The sequence below is a fragment of the Promicromonospora sp. NPDC050262 genome, from assembly GCF_040655935.1.
Classification (GTDB): domain Bacteria; phylum Actinomycetota; class Actinomycetes; order Actinomycetales; family Cellulomonadaceae; genus Promicromonospora.
Genome location: NZ_JBFAKX010000031.1, coordinates 15,967 through 31,086 on the forward strand (window position 1 = coordinate 15,967; position 15,120 = coordinate 31,086).

Genomic DNA, 15,120 nt, shown 5'->3' on the forward strand with positions numbered 1-15,120 from the left:
GCGCCTGGGGCAGCTCACAGGTCGAAGAGCGTGGGCTGCTCCAGGTAGACGCCCTCCTTCTCCAGCATGCGCAGCTTGGTGCGCGGGCCGCCGCGGGCCGAGAAGCCGCCGATGCGGCGGCCCGCGGCCAGCACGCGGTGGCACGGCACGATGGGCGGGAACGGGTTGCGGCCCATCGCCTGGCCCACGGCCTGGGCGGCGCCCGGCGCGCCGAGCTCCGTGGCCACCTCGCCGTACGTCCGGGTCTCGCCCGGCGGGATGGCGCGCACGATCTCGTAGACGCGGCGGTCGAAGTCGGGCACGGCGCTCATGTTCAGGGGGACCTCCGCGAGGTCCCCCTCGCCGTCCTCGAGCAGGTGCTTCAGCGCCTCGACGGTCGGCGCGACCGGGGCGGGCGAGGCCTCGATGGCACCCGGGTACCAGCCGCGTACGGCACCCCGTACCTGGTCGGCGCTGCCGTGGGGCAGCGTCGAGCCGACGATCTCCGCGTCCTCGTTCCAGACGAGCGCGCACTCGCCGATCGCGGTGGGGACCACCGCGAACTCGAGCCTGTTCCGGTCCATGCGTCACACGATAGGCCGCGCCACTGACACTGCCGCGACCGCGTCGGAGAGGTCAGTCGGTGGTCCAGCGGGCCGCAGGGTCGGTCGCCTTCCGCGTGGGGTCCGGTTCGGCGACGAGCGCGCCGGCCGCTGCCAGGCCGTCCGCGTAGCCGACGGCATAGGTGGTCAGCGGGGCCGCCGGACGCTCGACGGCGTGCGCGGCGTCCCGGGCGAGGTCCAGCACCTTCTTCATGTCGATGGTGCCGGCAGGGAGGCCGAGCTCCGACTCCAGGTCGGAGATCCACTGCTTGAGGTCTGTCATCTCACGTCTTTCCGGTAGCGGGCCACGTCGGCGGGGGTGTCGATGTCGTCGCTCCAGCCTGCCGGGTCCGGCACCTCGGTGCACCGGAGCGCGCCGACCAGCCGCTTCATCGGCGCCCCGTCCGTCTCGATCCCGTCCAACGCCTCGTCGAGCGCCGCGCGGCGGTACAGGCCGACCAGCCACTGCGCCCGACCCCCGCGCACCAGGTAGGCGCCGTCCGCCGGTTCACGTGAAACGGCCTCCTCCAGGTGGGCGATCGCCCGCGCGGCGTGCGGCACGTCCACCGCCAGGAGCAGCACCCACGGCGCACCCGGGTCGGGCAGGGCGCGCAGCCCGGCGGCGAGGCCTGCCACGGGCCCGCCGAACGGCGGGTCCTCCCTGGTCAGGAGGGGTGTGGGCCCGGCATAGCCCGACGCCGGGTCGCGGGCCGGGAGCGCACGCGCCAGCTCGGGCGGTCCCACGACCACGACACGGCGAGCCCGCGCGCTCGCCGCGAGCGCACGGTCGAGGAGCCGGGTCCCGCCCACGACCAGGCCCGCCTTGGAGGTGCCGTCCAGCCGGGAGGCCCGGCCGCCGGCCAGCACGACGGCGTCGTACCCGACCCGGGGAGCGGCCCTGGTCATCGCAGCATCAGCGCCTGGACGACGTCGCCGGCCCGCACCTTCTCGACGTCCGGCGGCACGAGGGCGAGGGCGTCGGCGGCGGCGAGCGCGGACAGGGAGTGGTGCGATCCGGCGGGTTCGACCCCGCCGTCGACCCACCGCACCGGCAGCACCTGGAGCCGGCCCGCTGGGCTGGACCAGGCCGTGGCGGCGCGGAGGGAACGGTGTGCGTGGCCGAGGGGGTAACGGAGAGGTAGCAGTGCTCGCTCAGCGTTACGTGCCTGGCCGGGTAAGCCTTTCGCCGCGCCCCCGAGGCCCCGGAGCCGGTCGATCGCCGGCCGCGCGAACAGCTCGAACGACGCGTAGGCGCCCACCGGGTTGCCGGGCAGGGCCAGCCACGGGACGCCCCGCCAGCGGGCGAGCGCCTGCGGCTTGCCGGGCGACATCGCGACGCTCGCGACGTCGGCGTCCGACACCCCGCCCGCCTCCGGACCCGATGCCGCCAGCACCTCGCGCACCACGTCCGCCGCGCCGGCCGAGACGCCGCCGGCGGTCACGATCAGGTCGGTGCCACCGACGCACGCCGCGTCGAGCGCGGCGCGCAGCGCCGCGGCATCATCGGACACCGGCCCGAGCCGGACGACGTCGGCCCCTGCCGTCCTGGCCGCCGCCGCGAGCATCGGGCCGTTGGAGTCCGTGATCTGACCCGGGCCGAGCACCCCGCCGACCGGCACCAGCTCCGAACCCGTGGAGATCACGGCGACCAGCGGCCGCCGTCGGACAGCGACACGCACCGTGCCTGACGCCGTCAGCGCACCCACCGCCGCCGCCGTCACCTCGCTCCCGGCCCGCGCCAGGAGCTCGCCCCGGCCGACATCCTCGCCCGCGGCGCGGACGTGCGGTCGTGGCCTGCGGGCCAGCGTGACCGAACCCTCTTCCCGGGCCGCCCCGGCGACGAACCGGCCCGTCGAGGTGTGCTCCACGGGGATCACGGCGTCCGCCCCGGGTGGGAGCGGGGCGCCGGTCATGATCCGCACCGCCTGTCCCGGCCCGATCCCGGCCCCGGAACCGGAGCCCGCGGCGACGTCGCCCGTCACCTGGAGCGTCACCGGTGCGCCGTCGGCCGGGAGGTCCGCCAGCCGCACGGCGTACCCGTCCATCGCGGCACTGTCGAAGGGCGGCACGGCCACTCTGGCGTGCAGGTCCTCGGCGAGGACCGCGCCGTCGGCATCCGTGAGGTCCAGCGAGACGACCGGCAGTGGCCCGACGAGCGCGAGCACGCGCTGGACGTGCTCCGTGACGCTCCGCAACCCGGACTCCATGGGACGACGCTAGACGAAGGGCGTTCGGACGGGGTTACCTGTGCCTCACAACACGGCACCGTTTCCTGTGAGCACGGAAATCATTCGGCGTCGTTCGTGATGCGATCGAACAGCTTGCGCAGGGGATCGAGGTCGCGGTTCTCGTCGGACGCGCGGCAGGCGGAGTCGTTCTCCTCGCCCTGGACAGCGCGCCAGTCGAGGTCGTATCCCGCGGCGCTCACCACCCTGCTCCAGAAAAGACGTTGCGTACGCCCGTTTCCCTCGCGGAACGGGTGCAGATAGTTGAACTGGTCGTAGTGGAAGGCAAGCCGCTCGACCAGTCGCTCACGCGGCATGCCGCGGAGGCCCGGTAAGTCGAAAAAGTCGAAACGGCTAGGCCGATCGATCTCGGACCAGCATTCAGGCCCGCGCCCCCCGGCGCACCGGCCCGAGCGTGAACAGCAGCGTCGCCAGGCCCGTGGCCGCGAGCAGCGCGAACCCCATGCCGTAGTCGCCGTTGAGCTGGTAGACCGCGCCCATGATCAGGGGCGGCACGAACCCGCCGAGCCCGCCGGCCGCGCCGACGATGCCGGTCACCGCACCGACCTTGTCGGCGGGGGCGACCTTGGCGACCAGGGCGAACGTGGCGCCCGAGGACGCGCCCAGCGCCGCGGCGAGCCCGAGGAACGCGATGGTGCCCACCGGGACGAGCCCGGGCTTGAACGCCACGACAGCGGCCAGCACGGTCACGGCGGCGAAGCACCAGACCGACACGTTCACGGGTCCTAGCCGGTCGGACAGCATCCCGCCGACCGGGCGCATCACCACGGCGAGCACCACGAACCCGGCGGTGCGGGTCGCGGCGTCGGTGGCGGTGAGGTCGTAGGCGTTGGCGAGGAACGTCGGCAGGTACACGCTGAACGCGACGAACCCGCCGAACCCGACCGCGTACAGCCAGGCGAGCTCCAGGGTCGCGGGCAGCTTGAGCAGGGACCAGGTGCGCGCCAGCATGCCGCCGGTGGCGCCGGCGGTGCGCCCCGGGGCGTCGCGCAGCAGGAACCACGAGGCGATCGCGAAGACCGCCAGGATCGCGGCGACCAGCACGAACGGCGCCCAGCGCCCGTAGGCTTCGGCCAGCGGCACGGTGGTGAACGACGAGACGGCCGTACCGCCCATCCCGACGCCGAAGATCCCCAGGGCGGTCCCCCGCCGCTCGGGAGCGAACCACGCGTTGACGAACGGGACGCCGATCGCGAAGGTCGTGCCGCCGAGGCCCAGCAGGAACCCGCCGACGATCAGCGCCGCGTACGAGTCGGCGACGAGCCCCACGAACAGCACCGGGACGATCGTCAGCGCGCTCACGAGCGGGAACATCGTCCGGGCCCCGAACCGGTCGGTCAGGGCGCCCACGGGGATGCGGCCCACGGACCCGACGAGCACGGGGACGGCCACGAGCACCGACTGCTGGATCTCCGACAGGGTGTACTCGACCCCGTACGCCTTGCCGAGCGGGCTGATCAGGGCCCAGGCCCAGAAGTTCACCGCGAAGCCCACGGTGGCCAGGGCCAGCTGCACGCTTGACGACGTGCCGCTGGTTTCGGCCCGGCGGCTCGCCCGGGTCGGTGGTGCCTGCGCCATGTCAGCTCCTCGGGCGGGGTCCGGGTCCGGTGGGCGGCTCCCAGCCGGGACGGGTGCGGTGCGCGCCGGACCCGCCGGGGGCGGCGCCGGTGCCGGTGGCGTCGCGCGACCGGTACACGACGTAGGGCCGGAACAGGTACGGCACCGGGGCGGAGAACGCGTGCACCAGGCGGGTGAACGGCCACAGCGCGAACAGCAGGAAGGCGGCGACGATGTGCACCTGGAAGGCGACCGGCACGCCGCCCATCAGCTCGGGCTGCGGCTGGAGGTACCAGAGCGAGCGGAACCAGGGCGAGATGGTCTGCCGGTAGTCGTAGCCGTGCTCGGTCGCGAGCTGCGTGGTGGCGGTCGCCCACGCGCCGGACAGCACCGACAGGGCGAGCATCGCGTACATGACCTTGTCCATCACGGTCGTCGCGAGGAACACGGCGCTGGTGGTGCGGCGGCGGTAGATCAGGATGAGCAGCCCGAGCACCAGCACGGCGGACGCGGCCGACCCCGCCAGCGCCGCGACCAGGTGGTAGACGTCCTCCGGGATGCCGACCGCCTCGGTCCACGACGCCGGGATCACGAGCCCCGCGACGTGCCCGAGGATCACCACGAGCAGGCCGAGGTGGAACAGCGGGGACCCGATGCGCAGCAGCCGCTTCTCGTACAGCTCCGACGAACGGGTGGTCCACCCGAACCGGTCGTACCGGTAGCGCCACACCGACCCGACGACCAGCACGGCGAAGGTCACGTACGGCAGCACCACCCAGAGCATCACGTCCACGGCGGCACACCCCCTCGGGCCCCGGGTCCGTCGTCCGTCCCGAAGCCCGGCAGCCCGGACAGGCCGACCAGCTCCGCGGGCGGACCCTCCGCCACGAGCGACGCCACGCGGTCGAGCGTCCGCGCGTCGACGGGCGGGAGAGTCAGGCAGACGGCCTCGACCGCCGCGACCCACGGCGAGCCCTCGGCGGCGAGCGCCTGCCGGAGCACCTCGATGCCGTCGCGGTGGGCGGTCAGGAGCGCCCCGACGATGCGGGCGCCGTCGCCGTCGGCCCGGGCGGAGAGCTCGAGGACGCTGCCGAGGTGGTCGGGCAGCTCGCCCCGGGTGACCTCCCAGCCCACGGCGCGGTACGCCTCGGCGAACCGGAGCAGTGCGGCCCCGCGCCGCCGGGTGTCGCCGGCGGCGTAGTAGGAGAGGTAGAGCGTGCAGCGGCGCTTGAGGTCGAAGGTGGCCACGTAGGCGGCCTGGAGCGCGCCGAGGTCGCCGTCGGTCAGGGCGGTGGCCAGGCCGGTCAGCCGTTCGGCCACGGGCGGGGGCAGGTGGCCGACGGCGGAGCGCACCTCGTGTGCGGCGCGCACCGCCGCGTCGTCCGGGTAGGCGAGCAGGAGGGAGGCGGCCATGTGGGCGAGGCGGCGGTCGCCGTCGGACAGAGGGACGGGGGCCAGCGGCGCGCCTGCTTTGGCGGAGCGGGCGCCGCGGCGCAGCGTGGGGCGGGGCAGGAACGACAGGCTCACGACGGCCTCCCCTCGTCCGGCGGGAAGAGGCCGTCCGGCCGCCCGTTGCCGTCCCAGTTCAGGAGGTTGACCCGGCCGGGGGTGGACGGGCCGTTCGGGGAGTCGGCGGTCTGCCGGGAGGAGAGCGCGTGGAAGTTCTCCACGGCGACCGGGACGGGCGGGCCCGACGACTCCCCGAGGGGCCCGGCGCCGCCCATGCCCGGGCCGCCCTCGTAGTCCAGCGAGCAGGCGATCTCCTCCAGGTCGCGGGCCTGCTCGGCGTGCGCCGTCGGGATCACGTACCGGTCGTCGTACTTGGCGATCGCGAGCAGCCGGTACATCTCCTCGACCTGCGCGCCCGTCATGCCGACGGCGCTCGCGGTCTCCTCGGACGGGGTGTTGCCCAGGTTCACGTCGCGCATGTAGGAGCGCATGGCGGCCAGCCGGCGCAGCACCCGTTCGACGGGCCGGGTGTCGCCGGCGGTGAACAGGCCCGCGAGGTACTCCAGCGGGATGCGCAGCTTCGAGATGGCTGCGAACAGGGTGCGGGGGTCCTCGCCGTCGTTCCCTGAGCTCGCGACGACGTCGACGACGGGGGACAGCGGCGGGATGTACCAGACCATGGGCAGCGTCCGGTACTCGGGGTGCAGCGGGAGCGCCACCTCGTAGTCGTTGATCAGCTTCCAGATCGGGGACGCCTGCGCGGCCTCGATCCAGTCCTCGGGGATGCCCTCGCGGCGTGCGGCGGCGACCACCTCGGGGTCGTCCGGGTCGAGGAACACCGACCGCTGGGCTGCCAGCAGCTCGTGCTCGTCCTCGACGGACGCGGCCTCGGTGACCCGGTCGGCGTCGTACAGCACGAGGCCCAGGTAGCGCAGGCGGCCCACGCACGTCTCCGAGCAGACCGTGGGCAGGCCCACCTCGATGCGCGGGTAGCAGAGCGTGCACTTCTCTGCCTTGCCGGTCTTGTGGTTGAAGTAGACCTTCTTGTACGGGCAGCCGGTGACGCACTGCCGCCAGCCGCGGCAGGCCTCCTGGTCCACGAGCACGATGCCGTCCTCGGCGCGCTTGTACATGGCGCCCGACGGGCAGGACGCGACGCACGCGGGGTTGAGGCAGTGCTCGCAGATGCGGGGCAGGTAGAACATGAACGTCTGCTCGAGCTCCTCGGCGACGTGCTCGCTCATGTGCTTCAGGACCGGGTCGTCCTGCATCGTCGCGGTGGACCCGGCGAGGTCGTCGTCCCAGTTGGCCGACCACTCGATCTTCATGTCCTTGCCCGTGAGCAATGACTTCGGTCGTGCCACCGGGGTGTGCGCACCCTGCGGCGCGGACAGGAGCATGTCGTACTCGTAGGTCCAGGGCTCGTAGTAGTCGTGGATGGACGGCATCTTGGGGCTGGCGAAGATGGTCGCGAGCTTCTTGAGCCGGCCGCCCGCGCGGAGCTTGAGCCGGCCCCGCCTGGTCCGGACCCAGCCGCCGTGCCACTCGTCCTGGTCCTGGTAGGTGCGTGGATAGCCCAGCCCGGGGCGGGTCTCCACGTTGTTGAACCAGACGTACTCCATGCCGGACCGGTTGGTCCAGGCCTGCTTGCACGTCACCGAGCACGTGTGGCACCCGATGCACTTGTCGAGGTTCATCACCATCGACATCTGGGCCATGACCTTCATGAGTAGCGCACCTCCTGTGAGCGACGCCGGACCACGGTCACCTCGTCGCGCTGGTTGCCCGTGGGCCCCAGGTAGTTGAAGGCGTAGGAGAGCTGGGCGTACCCGCCGGCCAGGTGCGACGGCTTGAGCAGGATCCGCGTCAGCGAGTTGTGGATGCCGCCGCGCAGGCCGGACGCCTCCGCGATGGGCACGTCCACCGTGCGGTCGGTGGCGTGGTGCATGTAGACGGTGCCCTCCGGCATGCGGTGGCTCACCACGGCCCGCGCGACCACCACGCCGTTGCGGTTGACGGCCTCGACCCACTCGTTGTCCGCGACGCCGATCCGCTCGGCGTCGCCCGGCGACATCCAGATGTTCGGCCCGCCGCGCGAGAGCGACAGCATGAACAGGTTGTCCTGGTACTCGGAGTGGATGGACCACTTGGAGTGGGGCGTGAGGTAGCGGACGACGACCTCGGCCTCGCCCGCAGCCTGACCTGCGCCCCGCTCCGTGCCGCCCCTGTCCGTGCCGCCCCGCGGCCCGGACAGCTCGGGGGAGTCCGGGAACAGCCGGTGCATGTCCAGCGGCGGGCGGAACACCGGGAGCTGCTCGCCCAGCTCCACGAGCCAGTCGTGGTCCAGGTAGAAGTGCTGCCGCCCGGTCAGGGTGTGCCAGGGCTTGAGCCGCTCGACGTTCACCACGAACGCGCTGTACCGGCGTCCGCCGTGCTCGCTGCCCGACCACTCGGGCGAGGTGATCACGGGCGTGGGCCGGGCCTGCACGTCGGCGAACGTGATCCGCCGGCCCTCGTCCTCGCGGGCCAGGTCGGCCAGCGGGCGGCCGGTGCGGCGCTCCATGCGCTCGAACCCCTGGACCGCCAGGCGGCCGTTCGTGGTCCCGCTCAGCGCCAGGATCGCCTCGCACGCGTGCGTGTCGCGGTCCAGCCGCGGCCGCCCGGCCACGGGCCCGTCGGGGACCAGCCCGTTGATCTCGCCGAGCCGGCGGACCTCGGCGTCGGGCGTGAACGACACGCCCTTGGTGACCATGCCGACGCCGTCCGTCAGCGGACCCAGCGCCGCCATCCGGGCCGCGAAGGCCGGGTAGTCCCGTTCGACCTCGACGATCTTGGGCATGTTCACGCCCGGCACCAGGTGCCGCTCGCGAAAGGGGACGTCGGCGTCGGTCAGCGTGCCGTGCGCCACCGCCATCTCGTCGGGGGTGTCGTGCGCCAGGGGCGAGGCGACGACGTCCTGCCGAACGCCCAGATGGTGCACCGCCATGGCAGAGACCTTGCGCGCGATCGCGTGGAACGCGGCGAAGTCGGTCTTGGTCTGCCAGGGCGGGTCGATGGCCGGGCTGAACGCGTGCACGAACGGGTGCATGTCCGTGGAGGACAGGTCGTGCTTCTCGTACCAGGTCGCGGCGGGCAGCACGACGTCGGAGAACAGCGTGGTGCTGGTCATCCGGAAGTCCAGCGTGACCAGCAGGTCGAGCTTGCCCTGCGGGGCCTCGTCCCGCCAGGTCATGGTGGCCGGACGCCGGTCCGGCGCGGACTCCTGCGCGAACACCGCCGAGTCCGTGCCCAGCAGGTGCTTGAGGAAGTACTCGTTCCCCTTTCCGCTCGACCCCAGGATGTTGGCCCGCCACACGGTCAGCACGCGCGGGAAGTTCGCGGGGTCGTCCGGGTCCTCGACGGCGAACCGCAGCCGCCCGGCCTTCAGCTCGTCCACCACGTGCTCTGCGGGCGGCTTGCCCGCGATCCGGGCCTCGTCGGCGAGGTCCAGCGGGTTGCGGTCGAACGTGGGGTAGCTCGGCATCCAGCCGCGCTGCGCCGACTCCACGAGGGTGTCCGCGGTGGTGCGGCCCGCGAACAGGCCGGGCGCCAGCGGCGAGGCCAGGGTGTCGGCCGGCAGGCCGTCGTACCGCCACTGGTCGGTCGCCAGGTACCAGAACGCCGTGCCGATCATCTGGCGCGGCGGGCGCACCCAGTCCAGCCCGCCCGCGTACTGGGCCCAGCCGGTGACGGGGCGGCACTTCTCCTGGCCCACGTAGTGCGCCCAGCCGCCGCCGTTCACGCCCTGGCAGCCGGTCATCGTGGTCAGCGCGAGAAAGGCCCGGTAGATCGTGTCCGAGTGGAACCAGTGGTTGGTCCCGGCGCCCATGATGATCATCGACCGGCCGTCGGAGTCCACGGCGTTCTGCGCGAACTCCCGCCCGATCCGGGCTGCCGCGGCCGCGGGGACGCCCGTGATCTCCTCCTGCCAGGCCGGGGTGCCGGGCGCGGGGTCGTCGTAGTCCGCGGGCCAGTCGCCCGGCAGGCCGGGCCGGCCCACGCCGTACCGGGCGAGCATCAGGTCGAACACCGTGGTCACCAGGTGCCCGCCGACGCGCCGCACGGGCACGCCCCGCACGACGACGCCCTTGCCGCCGGTGTGGGCGTCGTCGTCCGGCCCGGGCACGACGTCGAAGCGCGGGAGCGCGACGGCGACTGGCTCGGCCGGGCCGTCCGACCCGGGGCCCGCCGCGGGGGCGTGCGCCCCGGCCGGGAGGTCCGCGATGCTCAGGGCCGGGTCGACGTCGCCCAGGTCCAGGTTCCAGCGCCCCTCGTCGGCCTCGCCGTAGCGGTGGCCCAGGGTGCCGTTCGGCACCACGGGCCGGCCGTCGGCGTCGAGCAGCACGGGCTTGAAGTGCGAGTTCGCCTCGGTGGTGACGCCGGGCAGGACGTCGTCCGACAGGTCGGCCGCCGTCAGGAACTTGCCCGGGACGTACGCGGTCTCGGCGTCGCCGGCCGCGTGTTGCCCCGCGCCGGACGACGGCACGAGGTCCAGCCGCACCAGGAACGGCGAGTCGCTGTACTGCTTGAGGTACCGCTCGAAGCGCTCCGTGCGCCGGTCCACGAGGTACTCGCGCAGGATCACGTGGCCCATCGCCAGGGCGAGCGCGCCGTCCGTCCCGGGGTGCGGGGCGAGCCACGCGTCGGCGAACTTCGTGTTGTCCGCGTAGTCGGGGGAGACCGCCACGACCTTCTGGCCCCGGTACCGGGCCTCGGTCATGAAGTGCGCGTCCGGCGTGCGCGTCACAGGGATGTTCGAGCCCCACATGATCAGGTAGGCGGCGTTCCACCAGTCCGCCGACTCCGGCACGTCGGTCTGGTCGCCGAACACCTGCGGGGAGGCCACCGGGAGGTCGGCGTACCAGTCGTAGAAGCTGAGCATCGTGCCGCCGAGCATCTGCACGAACCGGGCGCCCACCCCGTGGGAGACCATCGACATCGCGGGGATCGGCGAGAACCCGGCGATGCGGTCCGGCCCGTGCTCCTTGATCGTGTGCACGTGGGCCGCCGCGACGATCTCCGCGGCCTCCTCCCACGTGGCCCGGACCAGCCCGCCCTTGCCGCGCGCCCGCTTGTAGGCCGCGGCCGTGGCGGGATCGCCCGTGACCTCGGCCCACGCGCGGACCGGGTCCCCGGTGCGGGCCTTCGCCGCCCGGTAGGCCTCCAGCAGCACGCCCCGCACGTACGGGTAGCGCACCCGCGTGGGCGAGTAGGTGTACCAGGAGAACGCGGCGCCGCGCGGGCAGCCGCGCGGCTCGTACTCGGGGGAGTCGGGACCCACCGACGGGTAGTCCGTCTGCTGGGTCTCCCACGTGATGATGCCGTCCTTGACGTACACCTTCCACGAGCACGACCCCGTGCAGTTCACGCCGTGCGTCGAGCGGACCACCTTGTCGTGCGACCACCGGTCCCGGTAGAACGAGTCGCCGCCCCGGCCGCCCTCCAGGTAGAGCCTGCGCAGGTCCTCCGACACCTCCCCTCGGCGGAGGTGTCGACCCAGCCTGACGAGCGTGTCCTCGGTGGCCATATTTTTCAGTTTCACCTGGGGCTGGTGAATGCGCGACCGGGCCGGGGTCCGGATGCCGCGGGCAACCCCTCACACCCCGGACAGGCCGCCTGTGCGTTCTTCCTTACGGTCGATTAACTGCTCTTGGACGGGCGATGAAACACCGCCTCCCTAGTTTCATAGCCGTCGGTCCGACGTCGGGCCGGCCCCGGACACGGCACCTGTCGGTCCGGGCGCGCCCGGCGTCGTCGGGCATACGCCCATGCAGGGAGGACGACGTGTCCACTCCGACCACACGCGACCAGGCACCCAGCGAGTCCGCCGTCCGGCGCCGCACCGGACGCTGGATCGAGCACTGGGACCCCGAGGACAAGACGCTCTGGGAGGACGGCGGACGCCGGACCGCCCGGCGCAACCTCGTGCTGTCGATCTTCGCCGAGTTCCTCGGGTTCGGGGTCTGGGCCGTCTGGTCGATCGTCGTGCCCCAGCTCCCCGCCGCGGGCTTCGACCTCACCGTCGACCAGATGTTCTGGCTCATCTCCGTCCCGAGCCTCGTCGGCGCCACGCTCCGCATCCCCTACACCTTCGCCGTCCCCGTGTTCGGCGGCCGCAACTGGACCATCGTCTCCGCGCTGCTCCTGCTGCTGCCCACGACCGCGCTGATCCTCACGGTCGGCGACCCGACCACACCGTTCCCCGTGCTGCTCGGCGCCGCGGCGCTCGCGGGCCTCGGCGGCGGCAACTTCGCGTCGTCGATGGCGAACATCTCGTTCTTCTTCCCCGAGAAGGAGAAGGGCGCCGCCCTGGGCTGGAACGCCGCCGGCGGCAACATCGGCACGGCCGCCGTGCAGCTCGCGGTGCCGCTGGTCATCGTCGCCGGGGCGGGCGTGGCGCTCGACCGGGCCGGGCTGATCTTCATCCCGTTCATCCTGCTGGCCGCGTTCCTGGCCTGGCGCTGGATGGACAACCTGTCCTCGGCCAAGGCGGACCCGCGCTCGTTCGCCGTGGCGGTGCACCACAAGCACACGTGGGTCATCAGCTTCATCTACATCGGCACGTTCGGGTCGTTCATCGGTTACGCGGGCGCCTTCCCGACGCTCCTGGCCGCGCAGTTCCCGGAGGTCGCGATCCCGCTCGCCTTCCTGGGGGCGCTCGTGGGGTCGGTCGCCCGTCCGCTCGGCGGGATCCTCGCCGACCGCGTCGGCGGCGCGGTCGTGACGATCGGCGCCTTCGCCGTGATGGCGCTCGGGGCCGTGGGCGCGATCCTGGCGCTGGGGTCCGGGAGCTTCCCGCTCTTCTTCGGCTCGTTCCTCGGGCTCTTCGTGGCCACCGGCGTGGGCAACGGCTCCGTCTACCGGATGATCCCGGCGGTGTTCCGGGCCAGCGGCGGGACGGCGAAGGCCGCGGCCGGCTGCATCGGCATCGCCGGGGCGATCGGCGCGTTCGGTGGGTTCCTCATCCCCCGCGGGTTCGCCCTGTCCACCACGGTGGCCGGGTCGATCGTGCCCGCGCTGTGGCTGTTCATCGGCGTGTACGTCGTGATGGCCACGGTCTGCTGGCTGGTCTACGGGCGCGGTGCCATGGCCGCGGCACGGGTCTGACCATGCTCGCCTCCCCCGGGACCGCGGTCGAGTCGCACTGCCCCTACTGCGCGCTGCAGTGCGGGATGTCGCTGACGCCGCGCGCGGCGGTGCCCGACGCCAGTGCGCAGGGTGCCGTGGCGCCCGGTGGCGCGGGTGCACCGGGTGCCGTGGCGGTGCTCGGCATGCCCGAGGTGCAGCCCCGCGACTTCCCGACCAACCGGGGCGGGCTGTGCCAGAAGGGGTGGACGTCGGCGGCGGTGCTCGGGGCGGCCGACCGGATCACCGTGCCGCTGGTCCGGCAGTCCCTGCTGAGGGGTGCGGACCAGCCGACTGACTCGGCCGATCAGCTTGGCGAGTCAGCTGGTTGGTCCGACCAGCCGACTGACTCGGCCGATCGGCTTGGCGAGTCAGCTGGTTGGTCCGACCAGCCGACTGACTCGGCCGATCAGCTTGGCGAGTCAGCTGGTTGGTCCGACCAGCCGACTGACTCGGCCGACGACAGCCGGCGAGTCAGTCCGCTGGTGCCGGTCTCCTGGGACGTGGCACTCGATCTGGTGGCCGGCCGACTGGCGCGCATCCAGGCGGAGCACGGCCCGCAGGCGGTCGCCGTCTTCGGCGGCGGCGGGCTGACCAACGAGAAGGCGTACGTGCTCGGCAAGTTCGCGCGCACCGTGCTGCGCACGCCGAACATCGACTACAACGGGCGGTTCTGCATGGCGTCCGCGGCGGCCGGCATGAACCGGTCGTTCGGCGTCGACCGCGGCCTGCCCTTCCCGCTGTCCGACCTCGGCGGCGCGCAGGCGGTGCTGCTCCTCGGCTCGAACATCGCCGAGACCATGCCGCCCGCCGTCCAGCACCTCGCCGGGGCGCGCGCGGCGGGCGGGCTCGTCGTCGTGGACCCGCGGCGGTCCGCGACGGCCCGGCTCGCCGAGGACCCGGCGTCGGGCGGGCAGGCGGGCGGCGCAGGGACCGCGGCGGCCCAGGGCGTGCACCTCGCCCCCGTGCCCGGCACGGACCTGGCGGTGCTGCTCGGCCTGCTGCACGTGGTGCTCGCCGAGGGGCTCGCCGATCGGGAGTACCTGGCGGAGCGCACCACGGGGTTCGACGACGTCGCCCGCTCGGTCGCCGGCTGGTGGCCCGAGCGGGTCGAGACGGTCTCGGGTGTGCCCGCCGACGACCTGCGCCGGGTGGCCCGCCTGCTGGCCGCCGCCGCCCCGGTGCACGGCGGCGCGGGCGCATACGTGCTGACGGGGCGCGGCGTCGAGCAGTCCACGCAGGGCACCGCCACGGTCACCGCCGCGATCAACCTGGCGCTGGCGCTCGGCCTGCCGGGCCGTGTCGGCTCGGGCTATGGCGCGATCACGGGGCAGGGCAACGGGCAGGGCGGCCGGGAGCACGGCCAGAAGGCCGACCAGCTCCCCGGCTACCGCAAGATCGACGATCCGGCAGCGCGCGAGCACGTCGCGGCCGTCTGGGGCGTGGACCCCGACTCCCTGCCCGGCCCCGGGCTGCCGGCGGTGCAGCTCCTCCGGTCCCTCGGGGCCGTGGACCCTGACGGCGCGACCACGCCGGGCCGGGCCCGTGCCCTGCTGGTGCACGGGTCCAACCTCGTCGTCAGCGCCCCGAACGCGGGCAGCGTGATCGAAAGGCTGCGCAGCCTCGACCTCCTGGTGGTCTGCGACTTCGTCCCGAGCGAGACGGCGCTGCTCGCCGACGTGGTGCTCCCCGTGACCCAGTGGGCCGAGGAGGAGGGCACCATGACGTCGCTCGAGGGGCGCGTCATCCGCCGTCGGGCCGCCGTCCGGGCGCCGGGCGAGGCGCGCTCCGAGCTGTGGATCCTCGCGGAGCTGGCGCGCCGGCTCGGCGCGGACGAGAAGCTCGCCTTCCCGACCGACCCCGCCGTGGTGTTCGACGAGCTCGCCCGCGCGTCCGCGGGTGGCCTCGCCGACTACTCCGGGCTGTCCCACGCGCGGCTCGACGCCGACGAGGCGGCCGGCGGCCCGGGCCTGTTCTGGCCGGTCCCGGCGGCTGCCGCGGACGTGTCAGACCCACAGGTCCCTCGGGTGACCTGTGGGTGAGGGCACCGCGGCCGCCTGGGAGAGGGCCCGCTACGAGTGGGACGACGAGCGCGGCCGCGTCGACATCACGACACTGGACTC

The 15,120-nt window shown here is 73.4% G+C and carries 12 protein-coding genes; 2 read left to right on the top strand and 10 right to left on the bottom strand.

Features of this window, described 5'->3' with window-relative positions; all coding sequences use genetic code 11:
- Positions 1-14: 14 nt before the first annotated feature.
- From AB0I29_RS26640 to AB0I29_RS26685, 10 genes are all read right to left on the bottom strand, one after another.
- On the bottom strand, positions 15-563 hold the full coding sequence (locus tag AB0I29_RS26640) for an MGMT family protein (RefSeq protein WP_357487144.1): 549 nt from the start codon (positions 561-563) through the stop codon (positions 15-17).
- A 52-nt stretch (positions 564-615) separates the two neighbouring features.
- The gene (locus AB0I29_RS26645) at positions 616-864 is read right to left on the bottom strand and encodes a DUF6457 domain-containing protein (RefSeq protein WP_357487146.1); all 249 of its coding nucleotides are present in this window, start codon (positions 862-864) and stop codon (positions 616-618) included.
- Positions 861-1,487 carry an NTP transferase domain-containing protein gene (locus AB0I29_RS26650; RefSeq protein ID WP_357487148.1) on the bottom strand — a complete coding sequence of 209 codons (627 nt, stop codon included), beginning with the start codon at positions 1,485-1,487 and terminating at the stop codon, positions 861-863. Before AB0I29_RS26650 ends, AB0I29_RS26645 begins: the two co-directional genes overlap by 4 nt.
- Positions 1,484-2,788: a gephyrin-like molybdotransferase Glp gene (gene glp / locus AB0I29_RS26655; protein WP_357487150.1), complete on the bottom strand. Its 1,305-nt coding sequence runs from the start codon at positions 2,786-2,788 to the stop codon at positions 1,484-1,486. Before glp ends, AB0I29_RS26650 begins: the two co-directional genes overlap by 4 nt.
- Positions 2,789-2,868: 80 nt before the next feature.
- On the bottom strand, positions 2,869-3,123 hold the full coding sequence (locus AB0I29_RS26660) for a Fic family protein (protein WP_357487152.1): 255 nt from the start codon (positions 3,121-3,123) through the stop codon (positions 2,869-2,871).
- 64 nt (positions 3,124-3,187) lie between these two features.
- Positions 3,188-4,405 carry an MFS transporter gene (locus AB0I29_RS26665; protein WP_285107614.1) on the bottom strand — a complete coding sequence of 406 codons (1,218 nt, stop codon included), beginning with the start codon at positions 4,403-4,405 and terminating at the stop codon, positions 3,188-3,190.
- A gap of 1 nt (position 4,406) precedes the next feature.
- Positions 4,407-5,168, bottom strand: coding sequence for a respiratory nitrate reductase subunit gamma (gene narI / locus AB0I29_RS26670; RefSeq protein WP_357487165.1), 762 nt, complete (start codon positions 5,166-5,168; stop codon positions 4,407-4,409).
- Positions 5,168-5,911 (bottom strand): nitrate reductase molybdenum cofactor assembly chaperone, encoded by a 744-nt coding sequence (narJ, locus tag AB0I29_RS26675; RefSeq protein WP_357487155.1) that lies wholly within the window; start codon positions 5,909-5,911, stop codon positions 5,168-5,170. Before narJ ends, narI begins: the two co-directional genes overlap by 1 nt.
- Positions 5,908-7,560 (bottom strand): nitrate reductase subunit beta, encoded by a 1,653-nt coding sequence (gene narH, locus AB0I29_RS26680; RefSeq protein ID WP_357487157.1) that lies wholly within the window; start codon positions 7,558-7,560, stop codon positions 5,908-5,910. Before narH ends, narJ begins: the two co-directional genes overlap by 4 nt.
- Entirely contained in the window at positions 7,557-11,399 is a 3,843-nt protein-coding gene (locus AB0I29_RS26685) for a nitrate reductase subunit alpha (protein ID WP_357487159.1), read from the bottom strand. The genes narH and AB0I29_RS26685 overlap by 4 nt, the downstream gene beginning before the upstream one ends.
- A 257-nt stretch (positions 11,400-11,656) precedes the next feature.
- On the opposite strand from AB0I29_RS26685, the gene AB0I29_RS26690 reads away from it, so the two are divergent.
- Positions 11,657-12,979 carry an MFS transporter gene (locus tag AB0I29_RS26690; RefSeq protein ID WP_357487161.1) on the top strand — a complete coding sequence of 441 codons (1,323 nt, stop codon included), beginning with the start codon at positions 11,657-11,659 and terminating at the stop codon, positions 12,977-12,979.
- Between the two features lie 2 nt (positions 12,980-12,981).
- Positions 12,982-15,039 carry a molybdopterin-dependent oxidoreductase gene (locus AB0I29_RS26695; RefSeq protein WP_357487163.1) on the top strand — a complete coding sequence of 686 codons (2,058 nt, stop codon included), beginning with the start codon at positions 12,982-12,984 and terminating at the stop codon, positions 15,037-15,039.
- Positions 15,040-15,120 lie beyond the last annotated feature (81 nt).